Here is a 17,877-nt window from a genome sequence, read left to right as displayed (position 1 = left end):
TTATTGTTGTAACCATTTAGCAATATCTAAGGCATGGTACGTAATGATGATTTTAGCACCGGCGCGCTTCATAGAAAGCATTGTTTCCATAACGAGGCGTTCTTCGTCGATGAGACCAGCCGCTGCGGCGGATTTTACCATTGCATATTCGCCGGATACATTATATACCGCCACAGGCAATTCGTAGCGGTCACGTGTTTCACGAACGATGTCCAAGTAGGATAAGGCCGGTTTAATCATGATAATATCTGCACCTTCAGCGATGTCGAGTTCGATTTCTCTGAAAGCTTCCAAGCGATTAGCCGAGTCCATTTGATAAGATTTGCGGTCACCAAATTTTGGCGCAGAATTAACAGCTCCGCGGAACGGACCATAGTAAGCAGATGCGTATTTTGCCGCATAGCTCATGATAGATACATTGGTATAACCTGCCGCATCAAGGGCTTCACGAATAGCACCTACGCGACCGTCCATCATATCGGATGGAGCCACCATATGTGCACCAGCTTCTGCTTGGCTTACCGCAACTTTACAAAGCAATGGTAATGTTTCGTCGTTCAATATTTCATGGTCATCGATCATGCCACAGTGACCGGTAGAGGTATATTGGCACAAGCATACGTCAGAAATAACCAAGAGATTTGGCACGGCTTTGCGGATGGCTTTGATGGCTTGTTGTACTGGTTGGGACATATCCCAAGCAGAGGAACCTTGCTCATCTTTGTATGTAGGAATACCAAAGATTTCTACACCACGCACACCAAGATCATAAGCCTCTTGAGCTACTTTCACAGCCTCGTCAACAGACAAGTGATATTGATCTGGCAATGTGTCGATTTCCTTTTTGATACCTTCACCAGGCACAATAAATAATGGATAAATCAAATCAGTTACGTCGAGTGTCGTTTCGCGTACCAAATCTCGCATTTCTGGATTGATACGCAAGCGGCGAGGACGGTATGTTAAATCGTACATGTAATCCTCCTAAATATCTTTTACAATAGCGTTTACTAAGCCATCTGTTGTATATACATCGCTGATGATAGCCGGTTTAAGACCTGCACTCATAGCCGTAGCAGCCGTAATTGGACCGATGCAAGCTACTTTAGTTTTGCCTAATAGCTCTAGTGCATTGTCGCCCAATAATTGGATTGTATTTGTTACAGTAGAGGAGCTTGTGAAGGTAATATAATCTACATTGCCTTCTGTTAACGCTGTTACTAATGCTTCTTGTTGAGATGTATCTTGTGTCGTTTCATATAAGCGCAAGATATCTACATTCATATTGCGGTGACGCAAGCAACGTGGAATCACATCGCGTGCTACCTTTGGTTGAATCAATAATACAGAATCCCCTGCACTGAGTTCTTCTTCAAGAGCCTCCACAGCAGATTCAGCCTTGTAATCTACAGGAATGATATCTGGTACGATGCCATATTTTTGAAGTTCACGAGCTGTAGCACAGCCGATAGCCGCCACTTTAGAATTACCTAAAGCACGTGTATCTTTGCCTTCTTTATATAGAGCATCAAAGAAGTAGCGAACCCCTTCACCAGATGTGAATACGATGCATTGGTATTCTTTTGTATTGTTGATGATGCGTTTATCTTCCTCAAACAATTCCAATGGAGATGTTTTAATTGCTGCTGCTTCCACTACATTAGCACCTTGAGCCGCTAATTTTTCACGGAATGCACTTGCTTGGGAGCGAGCGCGTGTGACTACGACAGTTTTGCCGAATAAAGGTTTATTATCAAACCATTGTAATTTTTCACGAAGGTTGACAACATCACCTACTACGATGATAGCTGGCGCTTTCAATTGAGCCTTTGCTACATCTTCAACGACATGTTCAAGGGTAGAAACTAATACCTCTTGTACTGTTTTTGTTCCCCACCGAACAAGCGCTACTGGTGTAGAGGCTGCTCGCCCATGAGCCATCAATTTTTCCGCAATGACAGGCAAGTTACCAACACCCATTACAAAGCAAAGTGTATCTACCGCCGTAGCAAGGCCTTCCCAATGGATGCCAGATACTGCTTTTGTAGGATCCTCATGACCTGTTACCACCGCAAAGGATGTGGCCATAGCGCGTTGTGTTACAGGAATCCCTGCATAGGCAGGCGCTGCGATAGGAGATGTTACACCTGGCACGAACTCAAATGGCACACCGGCTTCGCCAAGAGCCATCGCTTCTTCACCACCACGACCAAATACGAGCGGATCACCGCCTTTTAATCGTGCTACGATTTTGCCTTCTTTACCTTTTTGGACTAATAGCTCATTGATTTCCCATTGATGCATTGTGTGATCTTTACATTGCTTACCAGCGTAAATCAGTTCAGCATCTGGACGTGCCCATTCTAACAGATGGGCATCCGCTAAATAGTCATATACAATTACATCTGCTTTTTCGATGCATTCACGGCCTTTTACAGTGATGAGTTTAACATCGCCAGGGCCCGCACCAATTAGATATACCATACCTGTCATTTTATGATTCCTTCCTCTATGAGAGCATCCACAATACGTTTGCCCCCTTCTTCATATAAGGCTTTTGCAAGATTTTTACCAAGGATCTCGCCCTTTTTAGCGGGACCAGAGATTTCCCCTTCGTACACAGTTTTTCCGTCGAGGGATGCAATCATAGCCTTTAAAGTCAATTGACCTTTATTGATGGTACCATGTACGCCCATTGGCACTTGACAACCACCGTTTAATTGACGCAAGAAACTGCGCTCCCCTTCAACGGCATAGCGCGTTGCTTCATCGTTGATAGGAGCCAAGATTTCAAGCATCTCCGTATCGTCGGCGCGACACTCGATAGCGAGTGCCCCTTGTCCAACGGCAGGAATCATTTCGTCGGCCTTGAAGACTTGTGTGATTTGGTCTTCTAAACCCAATCGCTTAAGGCCTGCTTGAGCCAAGATAACACCATCTAGCTTTTCCGTTTTGATCTTGCTCAAACGAGTCTGCACATTACCGCGAATAACCTCTACCTTTAGGTCAGGTCGAACATGTAATAGCTGTGCTTGCCGGCGTAAACTACTGGTACCAACACGAGCTCCTTGTGGCAATTTGTCCAGTGTTTTATACACGGGACTCACCAGTGCATCATACGGCACTTCGCGAGCGGAGATGGCACCAAGAGTAAGGCCTTCTGGCAACTCTGTAGGCATATCCTTTAAGCTATGTACGGCGATGTCGATGTCGCCTGCATGCATAGCCTCTTCTAATTCAACAGTAAATAAACCTTTACCACCAACTTGAGCCAGTGGTTTCTCTAAGATACGGTCACCTTTTGTATTAAAGTGAACCAGCTCTACCGTAATATTTGGGTACAGACGTTGTAATTCTGCACTAATATGTTCAGCCTGCCACAGGGCAAGGGCACTTTTTCGCGTGCCGATTCGAATATGATCTCTCATGGCATTAGCCTTCTTTCTCAAGATTAAACATATCTTTGAATAAGTCCCAGTACAAGCCTTCTTCCTCTGTACCAGCAATTTCGTTGAAGTGAATCATCGGTTCACGCAACATTTTGCGAATGATCATGCGACTCATCGAGTCCATAACACGGCGCTCTTTATCGGAAATATCTGGCAATTTAGCTAATGCGCGATGTAATTCACGACGGCGAATACGCTCCGCTTTTTCTGTAAGCAATGCCATCATCGGACGCACTGTTAAATAGCTTAATTTATCCAATAACTCTTCAATAGCATCGTGAATAATAGGTTCTGCACGACGAGCTTCCTCTTCTCGTTGTGCCTTGTTTTCTTCTACTACACTTTCAAGAGAATCAATATTAAATAGATAAATACCGTCCAAGTCTGCCACAGCAGGGTCGATATCACGAGGTACCGCAATATCAATCATAACGATTGGTTCACCCTTGCGAAGAGCCGTAATTTTCTTGGCTTCTTTTTCAGTAATAATATAATGCGGCGCCCCTGTAGATGTAATTAGGATATCTGCATCCTTAGCATACTCTACAAAGTTATCGAGCTTAACAGCTTTACCATTAAAGCGTTCCGCTAACATTTCAGCCTTAGCAAAGGTTCTATTAGATACGAAAATCGTTTTTACACCCTTCGCTTGTAAATGAGTAGCTGTCAATTCACTCATCGTACCAGCACCCAAAATAAGTACTGTAGCTTCGGATAATGGCTTATCTAAACTGTCCTCCGCAAGATTGACCGCCGTGTAACTAACAGATACAGGCGTATTAGCAATGCCCGTATTAGTACGCACCTTTTTACCAACGCTAATAGCTCGTTGGAATAAAATATTAAAAATTGTTCCCGTACAGCCTGCGCTATAAGCCTGAATATAAGCCCCTTTTAATTGGCTCAAGATTTGGCCTTCCCCCAACACAAGGGAATCAAGGCTAGCAGACACACGGAATAGATGCTCAATACAGTCCCGTTCTTCGTAGAAGAAGAACGCATCTGCATCGATATGATCTGCGCCTTTTAAATCTTTTAATACTGCCAACATGTAATCCTTTGGAAATTCTACACCTTCTAAAGCAGCATAAATTTCCGTTCTATTACAGGTGGATAATATAACGCATTCTGAGATACAGTCAAATTCATAGAGGCGGTTTAGTGCGGAAACTACCTCGTCTTTATCAAACGAGAAACGTTCACGCACCTCTACAGCGGCACTTCTATGATTTAGACCTAATACCACTAATTGCATGGTTTAGTTTCTCCTCTATAATCATCCAATCTCCCTTGAGAATGGCTTCAAATGTTTCTACCGTCAGATTGTCTCGCCAAAATTTCTGTCGAGCCTCTGGAGTAAGAAGCAGTAACTTTACTTCTTCTCTAAATATTTTAAGTCTAGGCATAGCCTTTTGCAACTGACCATAACGATTCATCATATCTTGTCGTACGAGACGATTGATACGCGGGCCTACATTGTTAGCACTAATAGCAATATGAAGATCGCCGAGTTCAAGAGACGATGGCACAGTAAAGCTGCACGCGCTCGGGTCATCACTACGGTTTGTCCACACTCGATGTTTTTTCCCTAGCTCATACAAGGTATCGTTTAGTTCATGATTATCTGTGCAGATAAACAGCAAACTACTCGAAATAATATGCTCTTCGTCGTCCATTGTGAAAGCCCGATCACACCAAGTGATGCGATTTTCCTTTGCCCATTGGCTAATCGTATCCGTTACAGCAGGAGCGATAACGACAATTTGGCAAGGCTCGTCAATAAAAAGCTGCATCCGTCGTTCCGCTACTTCTCCGCCGCCTACGAATAGGATTATATCTTCAGTTGTAGGTTGAAATGTTATGGATACCATGGCTGTCCTACTATATATAAAAAAATCGGCTTGATGGTCAAGCCGATTTTCAACTGCCTACATAAATCGTTTCAGGTATACGCCGATACGCCCTTTACGAGAGGTACCTGTAATAGCTTCTACCTTCATTCGGCCACGACCACGCATGGATATGACATCCCCTTCTTTAACTTCTTGGGATGCCCCCTTAGCTGGTTGCCAGTTTACTTGTAATAAGCCCGCATTGATAGCACTCACTAGTTTAGTGCGCGATACACTAAAGCCAGAGCTGGCTACCGCATCTAAGCGCAAAGAAGCAACGGTAGTGCGGACTTCTTTAATTTTTTCTTCTTTTGGTGCTATATCTGATAACTCAATAGCCTCTACAGATACGGAAACCATAGCAATTTTCGTAAAGTTTTGAATTACGAAATCAGCCACGCTTTCATCCACCATAATCTGAGCGCCCCCTTGTTGGACGATAACATCCCCAAATTTGGAGCGATCAATGCCTAGGCCCATTAAGGAGCCAAGCACATCGCGATGAGTGAGCAATCGGAACCGAGGGTCCCAATTCACCTTAAGGGCGCGAATGCCCATATCCACAGTACCGTTAAAGTCGCTGTCTACGAAAGCGATACGAATGCGTTCCGCCCCTTCATAGCCACCATCAGTTTTAACTGTTAACTGTGGGTAATTAGCCTTGATAGCATCTGCAATAACAAGGCCTGCAGGACTCGTAAAGTCCGCCACACGATAGGGACGACCTTTTACAACCTGCTCAGCCAAATCTAGCATGCGACGAGCTTCCTCGCCACTGCCACTAGCCTCGAAATATCGTATTAATTTACTAGTATCTGCCAAAATTATTTCCCCAACTCATTCGACCGAGCAAGACATGCTACTACGCCATCTTGGAGAGCACTGCGAAGTCCGCCTTTTTCCATAGCACCAATACCAGCAATGGTAGTGCCACCAGGGCTTGTCACCTGATCTCGTAGTACCGCTGGATGATTGCCACTTTCAAGAGCCATCTTACCAGCGCCGTACATCGTTTGAGCCGCTGCTTTTATAGCCAACTGACGTGGCAAACCAATGCGAACACCCGCATCAGCTAAGGCATCAAGAATGACAAACATATAGCCAGGGCCCGCACCAGATAGTGCACCTAAGCGATCTAAATCGGCTTCGCTCACCACTGCTACTTCGCCTACAGCCTCAAATAAGGCTCGTACAGTACGCCCTAGGTCAGTATTCACATCATCTCCAGCAAGTGCCGTCATGCCAGCACCGATAGAAGCCGGTGTATTTGGCATAGCTCTAAACCAGTTAGCTTGTGGAATCGCCGCATCAAGAGTATCTAATGTGACGCCTGCGGCAACGGAAATCATAACAGTCCCATAAGGTACTTCTTTTAAAGTCTCTAACACAGATGGTAACACTTGTGGTTTTACAGCCAATAGAATAGTGTTGTACTCGTTTACATTAGGCAATGTAGTAAAACCTACTACACCAAGCTCCTCTGCAAGAGCCTTACATTGTTCTTCGCGACGCACTAGAATGTGTGTATCACAGGCTTTCAACACACCATGCTGTAATGCACCGCGCAATAGAGCGCCCCCCATTGAGCCAACGCCTATACATAGGGTTTTACCTAACATAGTTATCACCACCATTTATAGAGAGATTATTTGTTTTCCCAAGAATATTCGTTTTGCTCAGTTGTGTTGCTTTCATTGTCATTATAATCAATGGAAATATTTACAGGTACACACATAAAAATGTCTTTACCTACTTTTTCCAATTTGCCATCCAATGCATAGGTCGCACCAGATACGAAATCTACAATACGAGCTGCTTCATGAGGGTCTGTATTTTCAAAATTAATCAATACAGGACGCATGTCGCGCAATTGATGTGTAATATTTTCAGAATCTTCAAATACTTTTGGTTCAATTACAACTACTTTCATAGCTGTTGGACGTTGTGTCATCGTAGATTGGCCTCCTACCTTGCGTGGATGAAATTCAGATGCGCCGGACACGGGAGCCGCTGTTGCTACTGGGGTAGGTTCAGCTTCGTATTCCTCTTCATCTTCGTATTCGTAATCATCATATTCATAGTCATCATCAGTTCTGCCTAAGAATAAGTTTTTTGCTTTGTCTAAATAATCTCCCAATGCCATTTGGATTTCCTCCTAATACAATTAACGCTTCCGATTATCAGGTAACCCGAACCTTAATAATATACACGTTCCCCAAAAATTGCTGTGCCTACACGAACGATGTTAGCCCCTTCTTCCAAAGCGACCTCAAAGTCGTGAGTCATCCCCATAGATAAATATTGAATCTGCCCTTCTTCAAAGTAGCGTTTCATATCCTCAAACAAGGCATTCGCTACGCGAAAGATTGGACGAGCTTCCTGTGGATCATCGAAAAATGGCGCCATACACATCAAGCCCCTTACGCGTACATGAGGCAATGTTTTTGCATAATCTCGTATTTCTGGAAACTCTTCAACGGTCATTCCCGTTTTAGAAGCTTCGCGGGCCACATTGACTTGCAGTAATACATCTTGTATCTTGTCGTGCTTTGCAGCAACCTTTTCGATTTCATCTAATAATTTACGGCTATCTACAGAATGAATTAAATCAAACATAGGAACCGCTTGACGCACCTTATTGACCTGTAAATGACCAATCAAATGCCATGTTAATTGTGGCCCCTTATAGGTTAGCTGTTTTTCTTTGGCCTCTTGTACTCGATTTTCCCCTACATGAGTAACACCGAGCCGTGCGACCTCTTCCACAGCCGACACAGGGTGGTTTTTTGTAACCGCCACTAATAATGCTGTATCTACGCGACCAACGCGCGCCATAGCATCGGCCATGCGCTGCTGTATAGCGTGTAGGGATTCTTCAATCACGTGAATGCCCCCTTCAATCTATATATCATAATCATCAAATATATTTGTATAGACTATTCTATTATATAGTATTTAAGGTCAAATGTACATGATTTAAGGCTATCCCCTACACAAATCCAATCATGTATATACTTAAAATATCATACTTTATTATGATTCCTGTGAAAGTCAAATTTTATCGGTCTTGTAACATCGCAAATAAGGCCATACGACCGGTTCGACCTCCCTCTCGACGATAGGAATAACAATCTACTTCCGTTACACTATCGGTACCACCAATCGTGATGTTCTCTGGAGGAACGCCATTTACAACGAGATCCTCACCAATAAAGTTCCATAAATTGATATAAGCCTTGTCCAATTTATCAGCAGAATAATTGACAACATCAGATGAATCTCGGTCTGTCATATCTCTCCAGGCTAATTCAAAGCGTTTACCTAGTTCTACATCTACTTCAAAGGACTCAGGTCCAATACTAGGCCCAAGATATATATAGCAATCTTTGAACTCGGTCCCATAAGCCTCTTTCATGGCCTCAATAGTAAGTACTGGTAAGCGGCCAATGGCACCACGCCAACCTGCATGTGCCGTTGCAATCGCATGATGTTTGGCATCGTAAATGCCTACGCCAACGCAATCTGCAGTGAACAGAAATAATGGCACATGAGGTAGATTTGTAAATACTGCATCACAATCATCGATGGCCGTATCTTCTCCAAAAGCACCGGCCCCAATAAGGTCTTCTGTGATTTCTACAGCCTTTAAACCATGGACTTGATTGCCACAAGAAATACGGTTTGGTTCAACACCTAAATATTTCGCAATAATAGCTCGATTTTCTCGTACTTTCTGAGCTTCATCCCCTACATGAAAGGCTAGATTTAGGGACTCATAAGGGGCACTAGATACACCTCCATGACGATATGTATCTCCCATACTAATAGGGAATTGATCAGCCCAACTCGGGGCCTCATAAGACCACGTTCCATAGGGACCTTTCACATCTATACACTTTACCGATTGATTCATCAATTCCTCCTATTTACAAACACCGCATCGTTTACACCCTTGTGTGCATGGCGGTGTATAGGCTTCATCGATGGATCGTTTCCATTCCATTTCGAGATAACCCTCGTCCATGCCCATATCTAAATGGCTCCACGGCAAGAATTCATCAAAACTGCGTTCGCGATAGTTCATATCGTCCATATCTAGTCCAGCCGCCTTCATTTCAGGCTTAAAAGATTTACTACCTCGATCGGCTGCACACGCTGCAATAACAGCACCTAAACGACGATCTCCACGAGCAAGAACCCCTTGAATATATGCCTCTTTAGGGGACTCTACAAGAACCTCAATGCGGCGATTCTTTTGCAACGCTTTTTTTATATATTGTAATTTTTTCTCCACCGTTTTTTGATTGTCCATGGCCATCCATTGGAACGGGGTAAAAGGTTTCGGAATAAACGGATTAATGCTGAGCGTTAAACGACCTTTACAACCTACTTTTTCCATATGAGCTTGCGTTCTTTCCGCAAGTCCTACAATAGCCTCAATGTCTTCATCGGTTTCCGTTGGCAGTCCAATCATAATATATAAGCGCATATGCTGAATACCTGACTTTGCAGATAAGGTAGCTGCATTTTGTAAATGCTCTTCACTGATACCCTTGTTAATGACGCGACGCAACCGTTCACTACCCGTTTCTGGGGCAATGGTAATCGTCTTTTGTCCACTGTCCGCTAGTCCATCCACCACGGCTTGTGTTAACGAGTCAGCACGCAAGGATGCACAAGAGTAACGCATATCTTTAGAGCGAATATAATTAACTAGTTCGTCTACCTCAGGATAATCAGAAATAGCAGCGCCCATGAGGCCCACCTTTTTACCTAGCTTTTCTGCGCGCTCTACGCCTTCTTTCAAAATGTCTAAAGGACGTACACGAGGTACACGGAAACAATACCCAGCCATACAGAAGCGACAGTGACGACCACAACCACGGGCTACTTCGATGATATACATAGCGCCAAATTCAGTATAATTCGTAGCCACTACCGTTTCACCACCGCTAGTAAGCATTTCAAAGTGACGTTTAATCCTCTTAGGTACGCCCTCTGTAATATCATAGCCTTTGAATTTACCGTCCTCGCTATAGATAGGCACATACAAGGATGGTACATATACGCCCGATATATCCGCTAACTGACGTAAAATAGCATGGCGATCTAGACCCTCCATTTTCCCATCTCGAATGATATCTAGGACGCGACTGACGATGCCTTCCCCTTCACCGATGATAAAAGCATCGATAAAGTCGGCAAAAGGCTCAGGGTTAAAGGTCGCACAAGGGCCCCCTGCAATAACGATAGGGTCAAATTCGGTACGGTCTTTTCCCATGATAGGTACACGGCCATGGCGCAACATCAAAGGAATATGGAAATAATCCATTTCGAAGGTGACATCAAAAGCAACTACATCAAATTGATGCATAGGCCTTTGTGTTTCAACGCTCATAAGCGGAGTCTTAGTCTTATCGTAAGCTTCTAATTCCTTTTTCTCAGGCAAGAAGATTCGTTCGCAGACGCTATCATTTCGTAAATTGATTTCCTCATAAATGATATGAAGTCCAAGATTACTCATGCCCACAAAGTATGTATTCGGATAAACGATAGCTACTTTTTGCCCTGCATGAGGATTTACTGTTACCCGACTGTCTTCATCTTTATATAATTCTTGTAATCGATCAATTAAATCTTTACGATTCACTAATTTCCTTTCTATATAAGCCCACTACGAATAGTGGGCTTAATAACACTTTACATATCATTTGTACATCTATAAAATTACATAATACTAATTTCGCCTATAATAAAAAACCAATAGATATTACAATTTAGATTTCAATTTATCCTTAGTATGAGCGGTCTTACTTTTAAGAGTGCTTACAATTTGTGGGCGATGTTTTCTTTCATAAGGATATACAACAACTTTTCCATCTTTATATTCTGCAATATATATGTCCTTAACAGAGTATCCTTGAGCTTGGATTTCTTGTTCAAGCCAATCTCTATCTTTTTCAATTACATCGAGGGTAAACTGATTAATTTGTCCATCATCGATAAGATCAAATCGGATATTATCTTCACCGAATTGAACCACGTTGAGCTGACCGTTTTGCTCCAATACGGCACGCTTAACATCCGTAACATATTGAACACCGGCAGCACGAAGTTTTAATTTAAGTTCAGCCGCTTGTATACCATAACGCATACATTCTTCTGTTAGAATATGACCTTTTTCGATTACTATAACTGGATGACCATCAAGAATTGCTTTAAAAATACGAAGATTCCCTTTTAAAAACTTAAGAGTCATTACGAGGATAGTCCATAAAATAAGAACTAACATAAACTGTAAAATGCCAATTTGATCATTGTAAATAATGGCACCGATAATACCACCAAGTACGTAGTTTTGCAATTGGTCTAAAGCAGAGGTTGGGGCTAAATTGCCCTTACCCATTAAATTGATTTGTAGAATAATCGCCAAGAGACCGATGGCGAGTTTTGCAAAGACCATCCCATAGACGGCCATAGCTTCTGTCATATGTGGTCCTCCTTATGGTAATGTGTCCGCTTTATCATGAATTCGATCTATAGGACTTACCTTATAAACACGTGTAATAGTATAGGTTGAAAATTCTGGATTAAATTGAACCTCATAGTAAGCATCACTTACTTTTAAAATCATACCATTACGAATCTTTAAGGAGTTAACCGCCAATTGGTCGCTCGGTACGGAACGATCTGAACTAAAAGAATGTAAAAATTGAGCCATACGAGAGGAGTCCTCAGAATAGGTTTTCATCCGATTATACTCTTGGTATTCAAGCCCTAAGAAGAACACTACGATTAAAGACAATATAATCATCAGGTCACGATAGCGACTAGTAAAACCATTTCGCAATACTTGTACTCCCAAAATGAGTAATGCTAACAGAACAGCTACAATTATAATAAAGCCCCAAGTTTGACCTATTACAGCCTGACTTTCAACATAGGCTAATGTGTAAAAATCCATGCTACACTCCTTTCAAATATTACTTTTTATTATACCATATTTGATTCCAATATTTTCGATGTAATCGTCAAGATGGCCCAAAATAATGTAAGAAAAGATAAAAAATAGCGACCCCTTACGGGGTCGCTTTTAATAAGCATATAATCTCACAAAAGATTACCTAAATAATACTCTTATTTTAACCAGCTCATCAAGTTGCGAAGTTCTGCGCCAACTGGTTCAATTGGATGATTAGCAGCTGCTTCGCGATGTTCTTTAAGGAATTTTTGACCATTTTTGGAATCTGCTAAGAATTCATCAGCAAATTTACCAGATTGAATATCCGCCAAGATTTGTTCCATAGCTTTTTTAGTATCTGCAGTGATTACGCGAGGACCTGCATGGTAATCGCCGTATTCAGCAGTGTTGGAGATGGAGTGGCGCATTTTTTGGAAGCCACCTTCGTAGATAAGATCTACGATTAATTTCATTTCATGCAAGCATTCGAAGTAAGCGTTAACAGGTTCATAACCAGCTTCAGTTAATACTTCAAAGCCAGTTTTAATCAACTCAGTAACACCACCGCACAATACAGCTTGTTCACCAAAGAGGTCAGTTTCAGTTTCGGATTTGAAGTTAGTTTCCAAAATACCAGAACGGCCACCACCGATACCAGAAGCCCATGCTAATGCCACTTCTTCAGTATCGCCAGATGGGTCTTTTTCTACAGCGTACAAACAAGGAACGCCGGAACCTTCTTGGTATGTACGACGAACTAAATGACCAGGACCTTTAGGAGCTACCATGAATACATTGATGTCTTCACGAGGTACGATTTTACCAAAGTGAATGTTAAAGCCATGAGCGAATGCCAAGTACGCACCTTGTTTCAAGTTTGGAGCAATATCTTGTGCATATACGTCTGCTTGCAATTCGTCTGGAATCAATACCATAACGATATCAGCGCCTTTAACGGCTTCTGCAGTTTCTTTTACTGTAAGACCTGCTTCTTCAGCAGCTTTCCAGCTAGAAGAACCACCGCGAAGCCCAATTGTTACGTCCATACCATTTTCTTTCAAGTTCAATGCATGAGCATGACCTTGGGAACCGTAACCTAACACTGTAATTTTTTTGCCTTCCAATTTGCTTAAATTACAATCTGCATCATAATAAACTGTAGTACCTAAAATTTTACCTGCCATATTAGACAACCTCCAAACATATTCAATAGAATATAGATTATATATACTGTACACAATCTAACAAATTTTTGCAAGATGTGGCGTACATTAATTTAGTATCAGTAAGCCAAGTTTTAAGCCTCTGATAAAAAAATTTGATAACTACCGAACCATCACCCATGGACGATCATCTTTCCATACAACTTGTACGGAAAGTCCAAAGACATCAGATAAAATATCATCAGTTAGTACCTTGTGTTTAGGACCTGCATGAATCATCTTACCCTCTCGCAAGATAGCTACATGAGTAATAAACGATAGTATCTCTTCAATTTGATGTGACACATAGATAATCGGTGTCTGCTGCTCAGCTACCAAAGTGGATACGGTGCGTAAAAACTGCTCCCTCGCTGGTAAGTCCAAACCAGAGCAAGGCTCATCCAAAATCAATAATTCTGGATTTGCCATAATAGACCTCGCTAACAATACCCGGCGCTGTTCGCCAGCAGATAAGGTGCGAAAACGATGACCTTCCAAATAGTCTAGTCCAAATTCAGATAATAATTGCATACCTCGTTGGCGCACCTCAGGTGCTACCTCTTGGTATATACCAATGCTACTAAATGCACCAGAAATAACGATATCTTCAACGACTTGTTTATCCAAGGTTGACTGAAATTGTCCAAGCGCAGAGCTAACAAATCCTAGTCTAGCCTTGATTTTGGGCCACGCATATTTACCAAATTCCTTACCAAACACACGCAAAGTACCCGTTGTGGGAATTTGATAAGCAGGTATCATGCTGAGTAGCGTTGATTTACCAGCCCCATTAAGCCCTAATAAGGCCCAATGTTCACCGTTCTCTATATGCCAATTTACATTATCTAAAATAGGTCTACCATCACGGCGAAAGCAGACATTTTCATAATGGAGTAATTCACGCCCCACGTTATCAGCTCCTACATTTTTTCTCCGCGACTCATAGCGGTGATACCTGTTTTGGCAATTTCAAGAATACCATAGGTTTCCATAATTTGAATGAAGCCACGTAATTTTTCTACACTGCCAATGACTTCAATGATCATAGATGTAGGAGAAATATCTAACACATTACCACGATATACATCGGCAATCTGTACAATTTGTGATCTTGTAGAAGCAGATGCTTTTACCTTAATAAGCATTAACTCACGGCATACCACATCATGATCTTCAAACACTTTAACCTTAACAACATCGATGAGCTTGTAGATTTGTTTTTGCACTTGATCGAGAATTCGATCATCGGCCTCTACAGTAATAGTAATACGTGCATAACCTGGCTGATTTGTAATGCCAGATGTCATTTTTGTAACGTTAAAGCCACGACGGTTAAAGAGTGCCAAAATACGTGTACCAATACCCGGTGCATTTTTTGCAATGATTAAGACTTGATGTTCTTTCGCCATTATAGCACCCCTTTCTTACCCATCATACCGCTTATCGTGCCGCCTGCTGGGATCATTGGCAATACATTATCCTCTCGTTCAACGCGACAATCCAAGACAATGCTTTCATCCGATGTAATGTATGATTTAAATTCTTTGTTGAAAGTTTCAACATTATCTAGACGAGCTGCTTTTAGGTCAAATGCATCTGCGAGTTTCACGAAGTTCGGACTCACTTCTAGGTCCACATAGGAGTAGCGTCTATCATTGAAGATTTCTTGCCATTGACGAACCATACCAAGATAGCCGTTGTTAATAATAACAATCTTGATTGGCAAATTATATTGGCGAACCATCATGAGCTCTTCACAAGTCATTTGGAACCCGCCATCACCGACAACAAGGATAACTTGCTTCTTAGGCGCCCCTACTTGAGCCCCAATAGCCGCCGGCAAGCCATACCCCATGGTACCCGCACCGCCAGAGGTAACAATAGTATGAGGTTTTTTATGAGTTAAGAATTGAGCCGCCCACATTTGATGTTGACCGACGTCACTTACGATTATGGCATCTTCCTTGGCAATCTTATTAAGCTCAGATAACACATATTGTGCATGCAATACACCATTTTTAGACTCAGGAATTACCATAGGGTATTCCGCTTGCCATTCTCGGATTTGCTCAAGCCACGCTTCATGCGTTGTAGGTTCTACAAGAGCATTAAGCTCCGTTAATACCTGTTTTAAATCCCCTACGATAGGCACGTTGATTGTAACATTCTTATCAATTTCAGCTGGGTCGATATCGATATGAATAATTTTAGCTTTTTTACAGAAGAAATCTGGATGGCCTGTGATGCGGTCATGGAAACGAATTCCTGCAGCAATCACGAGATCTGCCTCATCTGTACTATTATTAGCGGCTACAGAACCGTGCATACCAACCATGCCAAGAGCCAATTCGTGATCTCCTGGGAAGCCACCAAGACCAACTAATGTATTCGTCACCGGGATTTGAGCCTTTTCAGCTAATTCTTTAAGCTCATCCATAGCGCCAGACTTCAATACACCTGCCCCAGCAATGATAAGTGGGCGCTTTGAGTTTTTGATGAGAGTAGCTGCTTTTTTGATTTGACCTTGATGACCTTTATAGGTTGGATCATAGCCTTCAAGATGAATAGGTACTTCGTACAATTTGTTGTATTCCGCCATGGATATTTTTTCTGTTTGAATATCCTTGGGAATATCGATGAGTACAGGGCCTGGGCGACCTGTACCAGCAATAAAATACGCCTCTTTAATGATACGAGGCAAATCATGAATATCTTGAACAAGATAGTTATGCTTGGTTATAGGCATCGTAATACCTTGGATATCCGCCTCTTGAAAAGAGTCCTTACCGATAAAGGGCCGGCCAACCTGACCTGTAATGGCCACCATAGGTACGGAATCCATGTACGCAGTCATAATACCTGTTACAAGATTCGTTGCACCAGGACCAGACGTAGCAAGACATACACCTACGCGACCAGATACGCGAGCATAACCATCTGCTGCATGTGCAGCACCTTGTTCATGACGAACAAAGTAATGTTTAATTTCAGGGAAGCTATATATTTCATCATAAATTGGAATTACCGCACCACCTGGATAACCGAACATATCGGTTACACCAAGGCGATGCAATGTTTCAAGGACAATGCGTGCCCCATTGATTGTTTCTGCGCTCATAGGAACCCTTTCAACCAGCTATTCAGATAAAATCTCGCTGGAATTTAATCGTTTAATAATGTAACCATTATGTTTGAAAGTATCAATAATGTGTTGGATATGCTCTTCACCATTTGTTTCTACCGTTACTTGCAATTCCACTTCATGGAAACGGTCAAGGTTTTTGAACTGATTATGGTCAAGTTTAATAACATTTGCATCTGCATCGGCTAACATTTGAGATACAGCCACTAACTGGCCTGGTTTATCAGGAAGATTAACGGAGAAGGTAAAGATACGACCACGCAATACGAGACCTTTATTAATCATGGACGATATAGTAAGTACGTCGATATTACCACCGCTGACGATAGCTACCACCTTTTTATCGCGGCACTCTAATTTCTTAAGACCAGCAAGTGGTAAAATACCGGAATTTTCTGCTACTAACTTATGTTTTTCAACAAGCAATAAAAATGCTTCCATCAATTCATAATCAGAAACGGTAATAATTTCATCTACATATTGTTTGATATATTCTAATGTAGTTTCTCCAATTTGGCGTACTGCCGTACCATCTGCAATCGTCGCCACTTCATCGAGTGGTACCGGATGATCAGCCTTTAAGGCAGCTAGAGCACTCGCTGCACCTTCTGGTTCTACACCGATAATCTTAACGCGCGGATTTTTTAACTTTGCCGCTGCCGCAATACCAGATACGATACCACCGCCCCCAACAGGAACGAGCAAAATATTCGCATCAGGCAATTCATCAAGAACCTCAAGGGCAATTGTACCTTGCCCTTCGATGACATCTTCATCATTAAACGGATGAACGAACACATAGCCGTGTTCTTTTTGCAACTCCATCGCCTTTTGATAGGCTTCGTCATAAATCTCTCCGAATAGTACAACATCTGCACCGTATTGTTTTGTAGCATTCACCTTGATAAGAGGCGTGTGTTTCGGCATGACAATAGTCGCTTTAATACCAAGACGTTTCGCAGCAAGGGCCACGCCTTGTGCATGATTACCGGCAGACGCAGCGATAACACCGCGCGCCTTTTCCTCTTCTGTTAGTTTTGCAATTTTATTATAAGCTCCACGAACCTTAAATGAGCCTGTTATTTGCAAGTTTTCTGGCTTGATGTATACATCATTGCCACACTCGTCAGAAAACACATCACTATGAAGTAACTTCGTTTTCACAGTGATTGTGCTCAAGCGCTCACGAGCCTCCATAAAATCATATAACTTATACATATACACGGTCTCC

At 42.3% G+C, this 17,877-nt stretch carries 18 protein-coding genes; all 18 read right to left on the bottom strand.

All coding sequences use genetic code 11. The annotated features are described in order from the left end of the window. The 18 genes from hemB to ilvA all read right to left on the bottom strand — a co-directional run bounded on the left by hemB (position 1) and on the right by ilvA (position 17,864). Positions 1-975, bottom strand: a complete 975-nt coding sequence (gene hemB, locus KHY58_RS08245; protein WP_278472979.1) for a porphobilinogen synthase — start codon at positions 973-975, stop codon at positions 1-3. 9 nt (positions 976-984) lie between these two features. Continuing rightward, a complete protein-coding gene (gene cobA, locus KHY58_RS08240; protein ID WP_278472976.1) occupies positions 985-2,493 on the bottom strand; it encodes a uroporphyrinogen-III C-methyltransferase in 1,509 nt (502 codons plus the stop codon). Beyond that, positions 2,490-3,428, bottom strand: coding sequence for a hydroxymethylbilane synthase (hemC, locus tag KHY58_RS08235; RefSeq protein WP_278472974.1), 939 nt, complete (start codon positions 3,426-3,428; stop codon positions 2,490-2,492). Before hemC ends, cobA begins: the two co-directional genes overlap by 4 nt. A gap of 4 nt (positions 3,429-3,432) precedes the next feature. Then, positions 3,433-4,704 carry a glutamyl-tRNA reductase gene (gene hemA, locus KHY58_RS08230; RefSeq protein ID WP_278472972.1) on the bottom strand — a complete coding sequence of 424 codons (1,272 nt, stop codon included), beginning with the start codon at positions 4,702-4,704 and terminating at the stop codon, positions 3,433-3,435. Then, positions 4,673-5,320, bottom strand: coding sequence for a precorrin-2 dehydrogenase/sirohydrochlorin ferrochelatase family protein (locus KHY58_RS08225; protein WP_278472970.1), 648 nt, complete (start codon positions 5,318-5,320; stop codon positions 4,673-4,675). The genes hemA and KHY58_RS08225 overlap by 32 nt, the downstream gene beginning before the upstream one ends. A 57-nt stretch (positions 5,321-5,377) precedes the next feature. Next, a complete protein-coding gene (locus KHY58_RS08220) occupies positions 5,378-6,163 on the bottom strand; it encodes an RNA-binding protein (protein ID WP_004695229.1) in 786 nt (261 codons plus the stop codon). Positions 6,164-6,165: 2 nt separating this feature from the next. Further along, positions 6,166-6,960: a pyrroline-5-carboxylate reductase gene (proC, locus tag KHY58_RS08215; RefSeq protein ID WP_278472968.1), complete on the bottom strand. Its 795-nt coding sequence runs from the start codon at positions 6,958-6,960 to the stop codon at positions 6,166-6,168. Between the two features lie 26 nt (positions 6,961-6,986). Continuing rightward, entirely contained in the window at positions 6,987-7,484 is a 498-nt protein-coding gene (locus tag KHY58_RS08210; protein ID WP_004695224.1) for a cell division protein SepF, read from the bottom strand. A gap of 53 nt (positions 7,485-7,537) precedes the next feature. After that, entirely contained in the window at positions 7,538-8,224 is a 687-nt protein-coding gene (locus tag KHY58_RS08205; RefSeq protein ID WP_004695221.1) for a YggS family pyridoxal phosphate-dependent enzyme, read from the bottom strand. A gap of 175 nt (positions 8,225-8,399) precedes the next feature. Next, entirely contained in the window at positions 8,400-9,254 is an 855-nt protein-coding gene (locus KHY58_RS08200) for a polyphenol oxidase family protein (protein WP_278472966.1), read from the bottom strand. A gap of 9 nt (positions 9,255-9,263) precedes the next feature. Next, positions 9,264-10,991 carry a TIGR03960 family B12-binding radical SAM protein gene (locus KHY58_RS08195; RefSeq protein WP_278472965.1) on the bottom strand — a complete coding sequence of 576 codons (1,728 nt, stop codon included), beginning with the start codon at positions 10,989-10,991 and terminating at the stop codon, positions 9,264-9,266. A 120-nt stretch (positions 10,992-11,111) separates the two neighbouring features. Beyond that, positions 11,112-11,831 carry a DUF421 domain-containing protein gene (locus KHY58_RS08190; RefSeq protein WP_004695216.1) on the bottom strand — a complete coding sequence of 240 codons (720 nt, stop codon included), beginning with the start codon at positions 11,829-11,831 and terminating at the stop codon, positions 11,112-11,114. Positions 11,832-11,843: 12 nt separating this feature from the next. Continuing rightward, positions 11,844-12,305: a DUF3290 family protein gene (locus KHY58_RS08185; protein WP_021148487.1), complete on the bottom strand. Its 462-nt coding sequence runs from the start codon at positions 12,303-12,305 to the stop codon at positions 11,844-11,846. A 173-nt stretch (positions 12,306-12,478) separates the two neighbouring features. Beyond that, positions 12,479-13,486, bottom strand: coding sequence for a ketol-acid reductoisomerase (gene ilvC, locus KHY58_RS08180; protein WP_004695212.1), 1,008 nt, complete (start codon positions 13,484-13,486; stop codon positions 12,479-12,481). 141 nt (positions 13,487-13,627) lie between these two features. Then, positions 13,628-14,413 (bottom strand): ABC transporter ATP-binding protein, encoded by a 786-nt coding sequence (locus tag KHY58_RS08175; protein ID WP_021148490.1) that lies wholly within the window; start codon positions 14,411-14,413, stop codon positions 13,628-13,630. 11 nt (positions 14,414-14,424) lie between these two features. Then, positions 14,425-14,913 carry an acetolactate synthase small subunit gene (ilvN, locus tag KHY58_RS08170; RefSeq protein ID WP_004695208.1) on the bottom strand — a complete coding sequence of 163 codons (489 nt, stop codon included), beginning with the start codon at positions 14,911-14,913 and terminating at the stop codon, positions 14,425-14,427. Continuing rightward, positions 14,913-16,622, bottom strand: a complete 1,710-nt coding sequence (gene ilvB / locus KHY58_RS08165) for a biosynthetic-type acetolactate synthase large subunit (RefSeq protein WP_278472963.1) — start codon at positions 16,620-16,622, stop codon at positions 14,913-14,915. Before ilvB ends, ilvN begins: the two co-directional genes overlap by 1 nt. A gap of 18 nt (positions 16,623-16,640) precedes the next feature. After that, on the bottom strand, positions 16,641-17,864 hold the full coding sequence (ilvA, locus tag KHY58_RS08160) for a threonine ammonia-lyase (protein ID WP_004695204.1): 1,224 nt from the start codon (positions 17,862-17,864) through the stop codon (positions 16,641-16,643). Positions 17,865-17,877 lie beyond the last annotated feature (13 nt).

This window comes from Veillonella parvula (assembly GCF_018366295.1).
GTDB lineage: Bacteria > Bacillota > Negativicutes > Veillonellales > Veillonellaceae > Veillonella > Veillonella parvula_P.
Note: the sequence above shows the minus strand (reverse complement) of the source record. Positions and strands in the feature narration are given on the sequence as shown.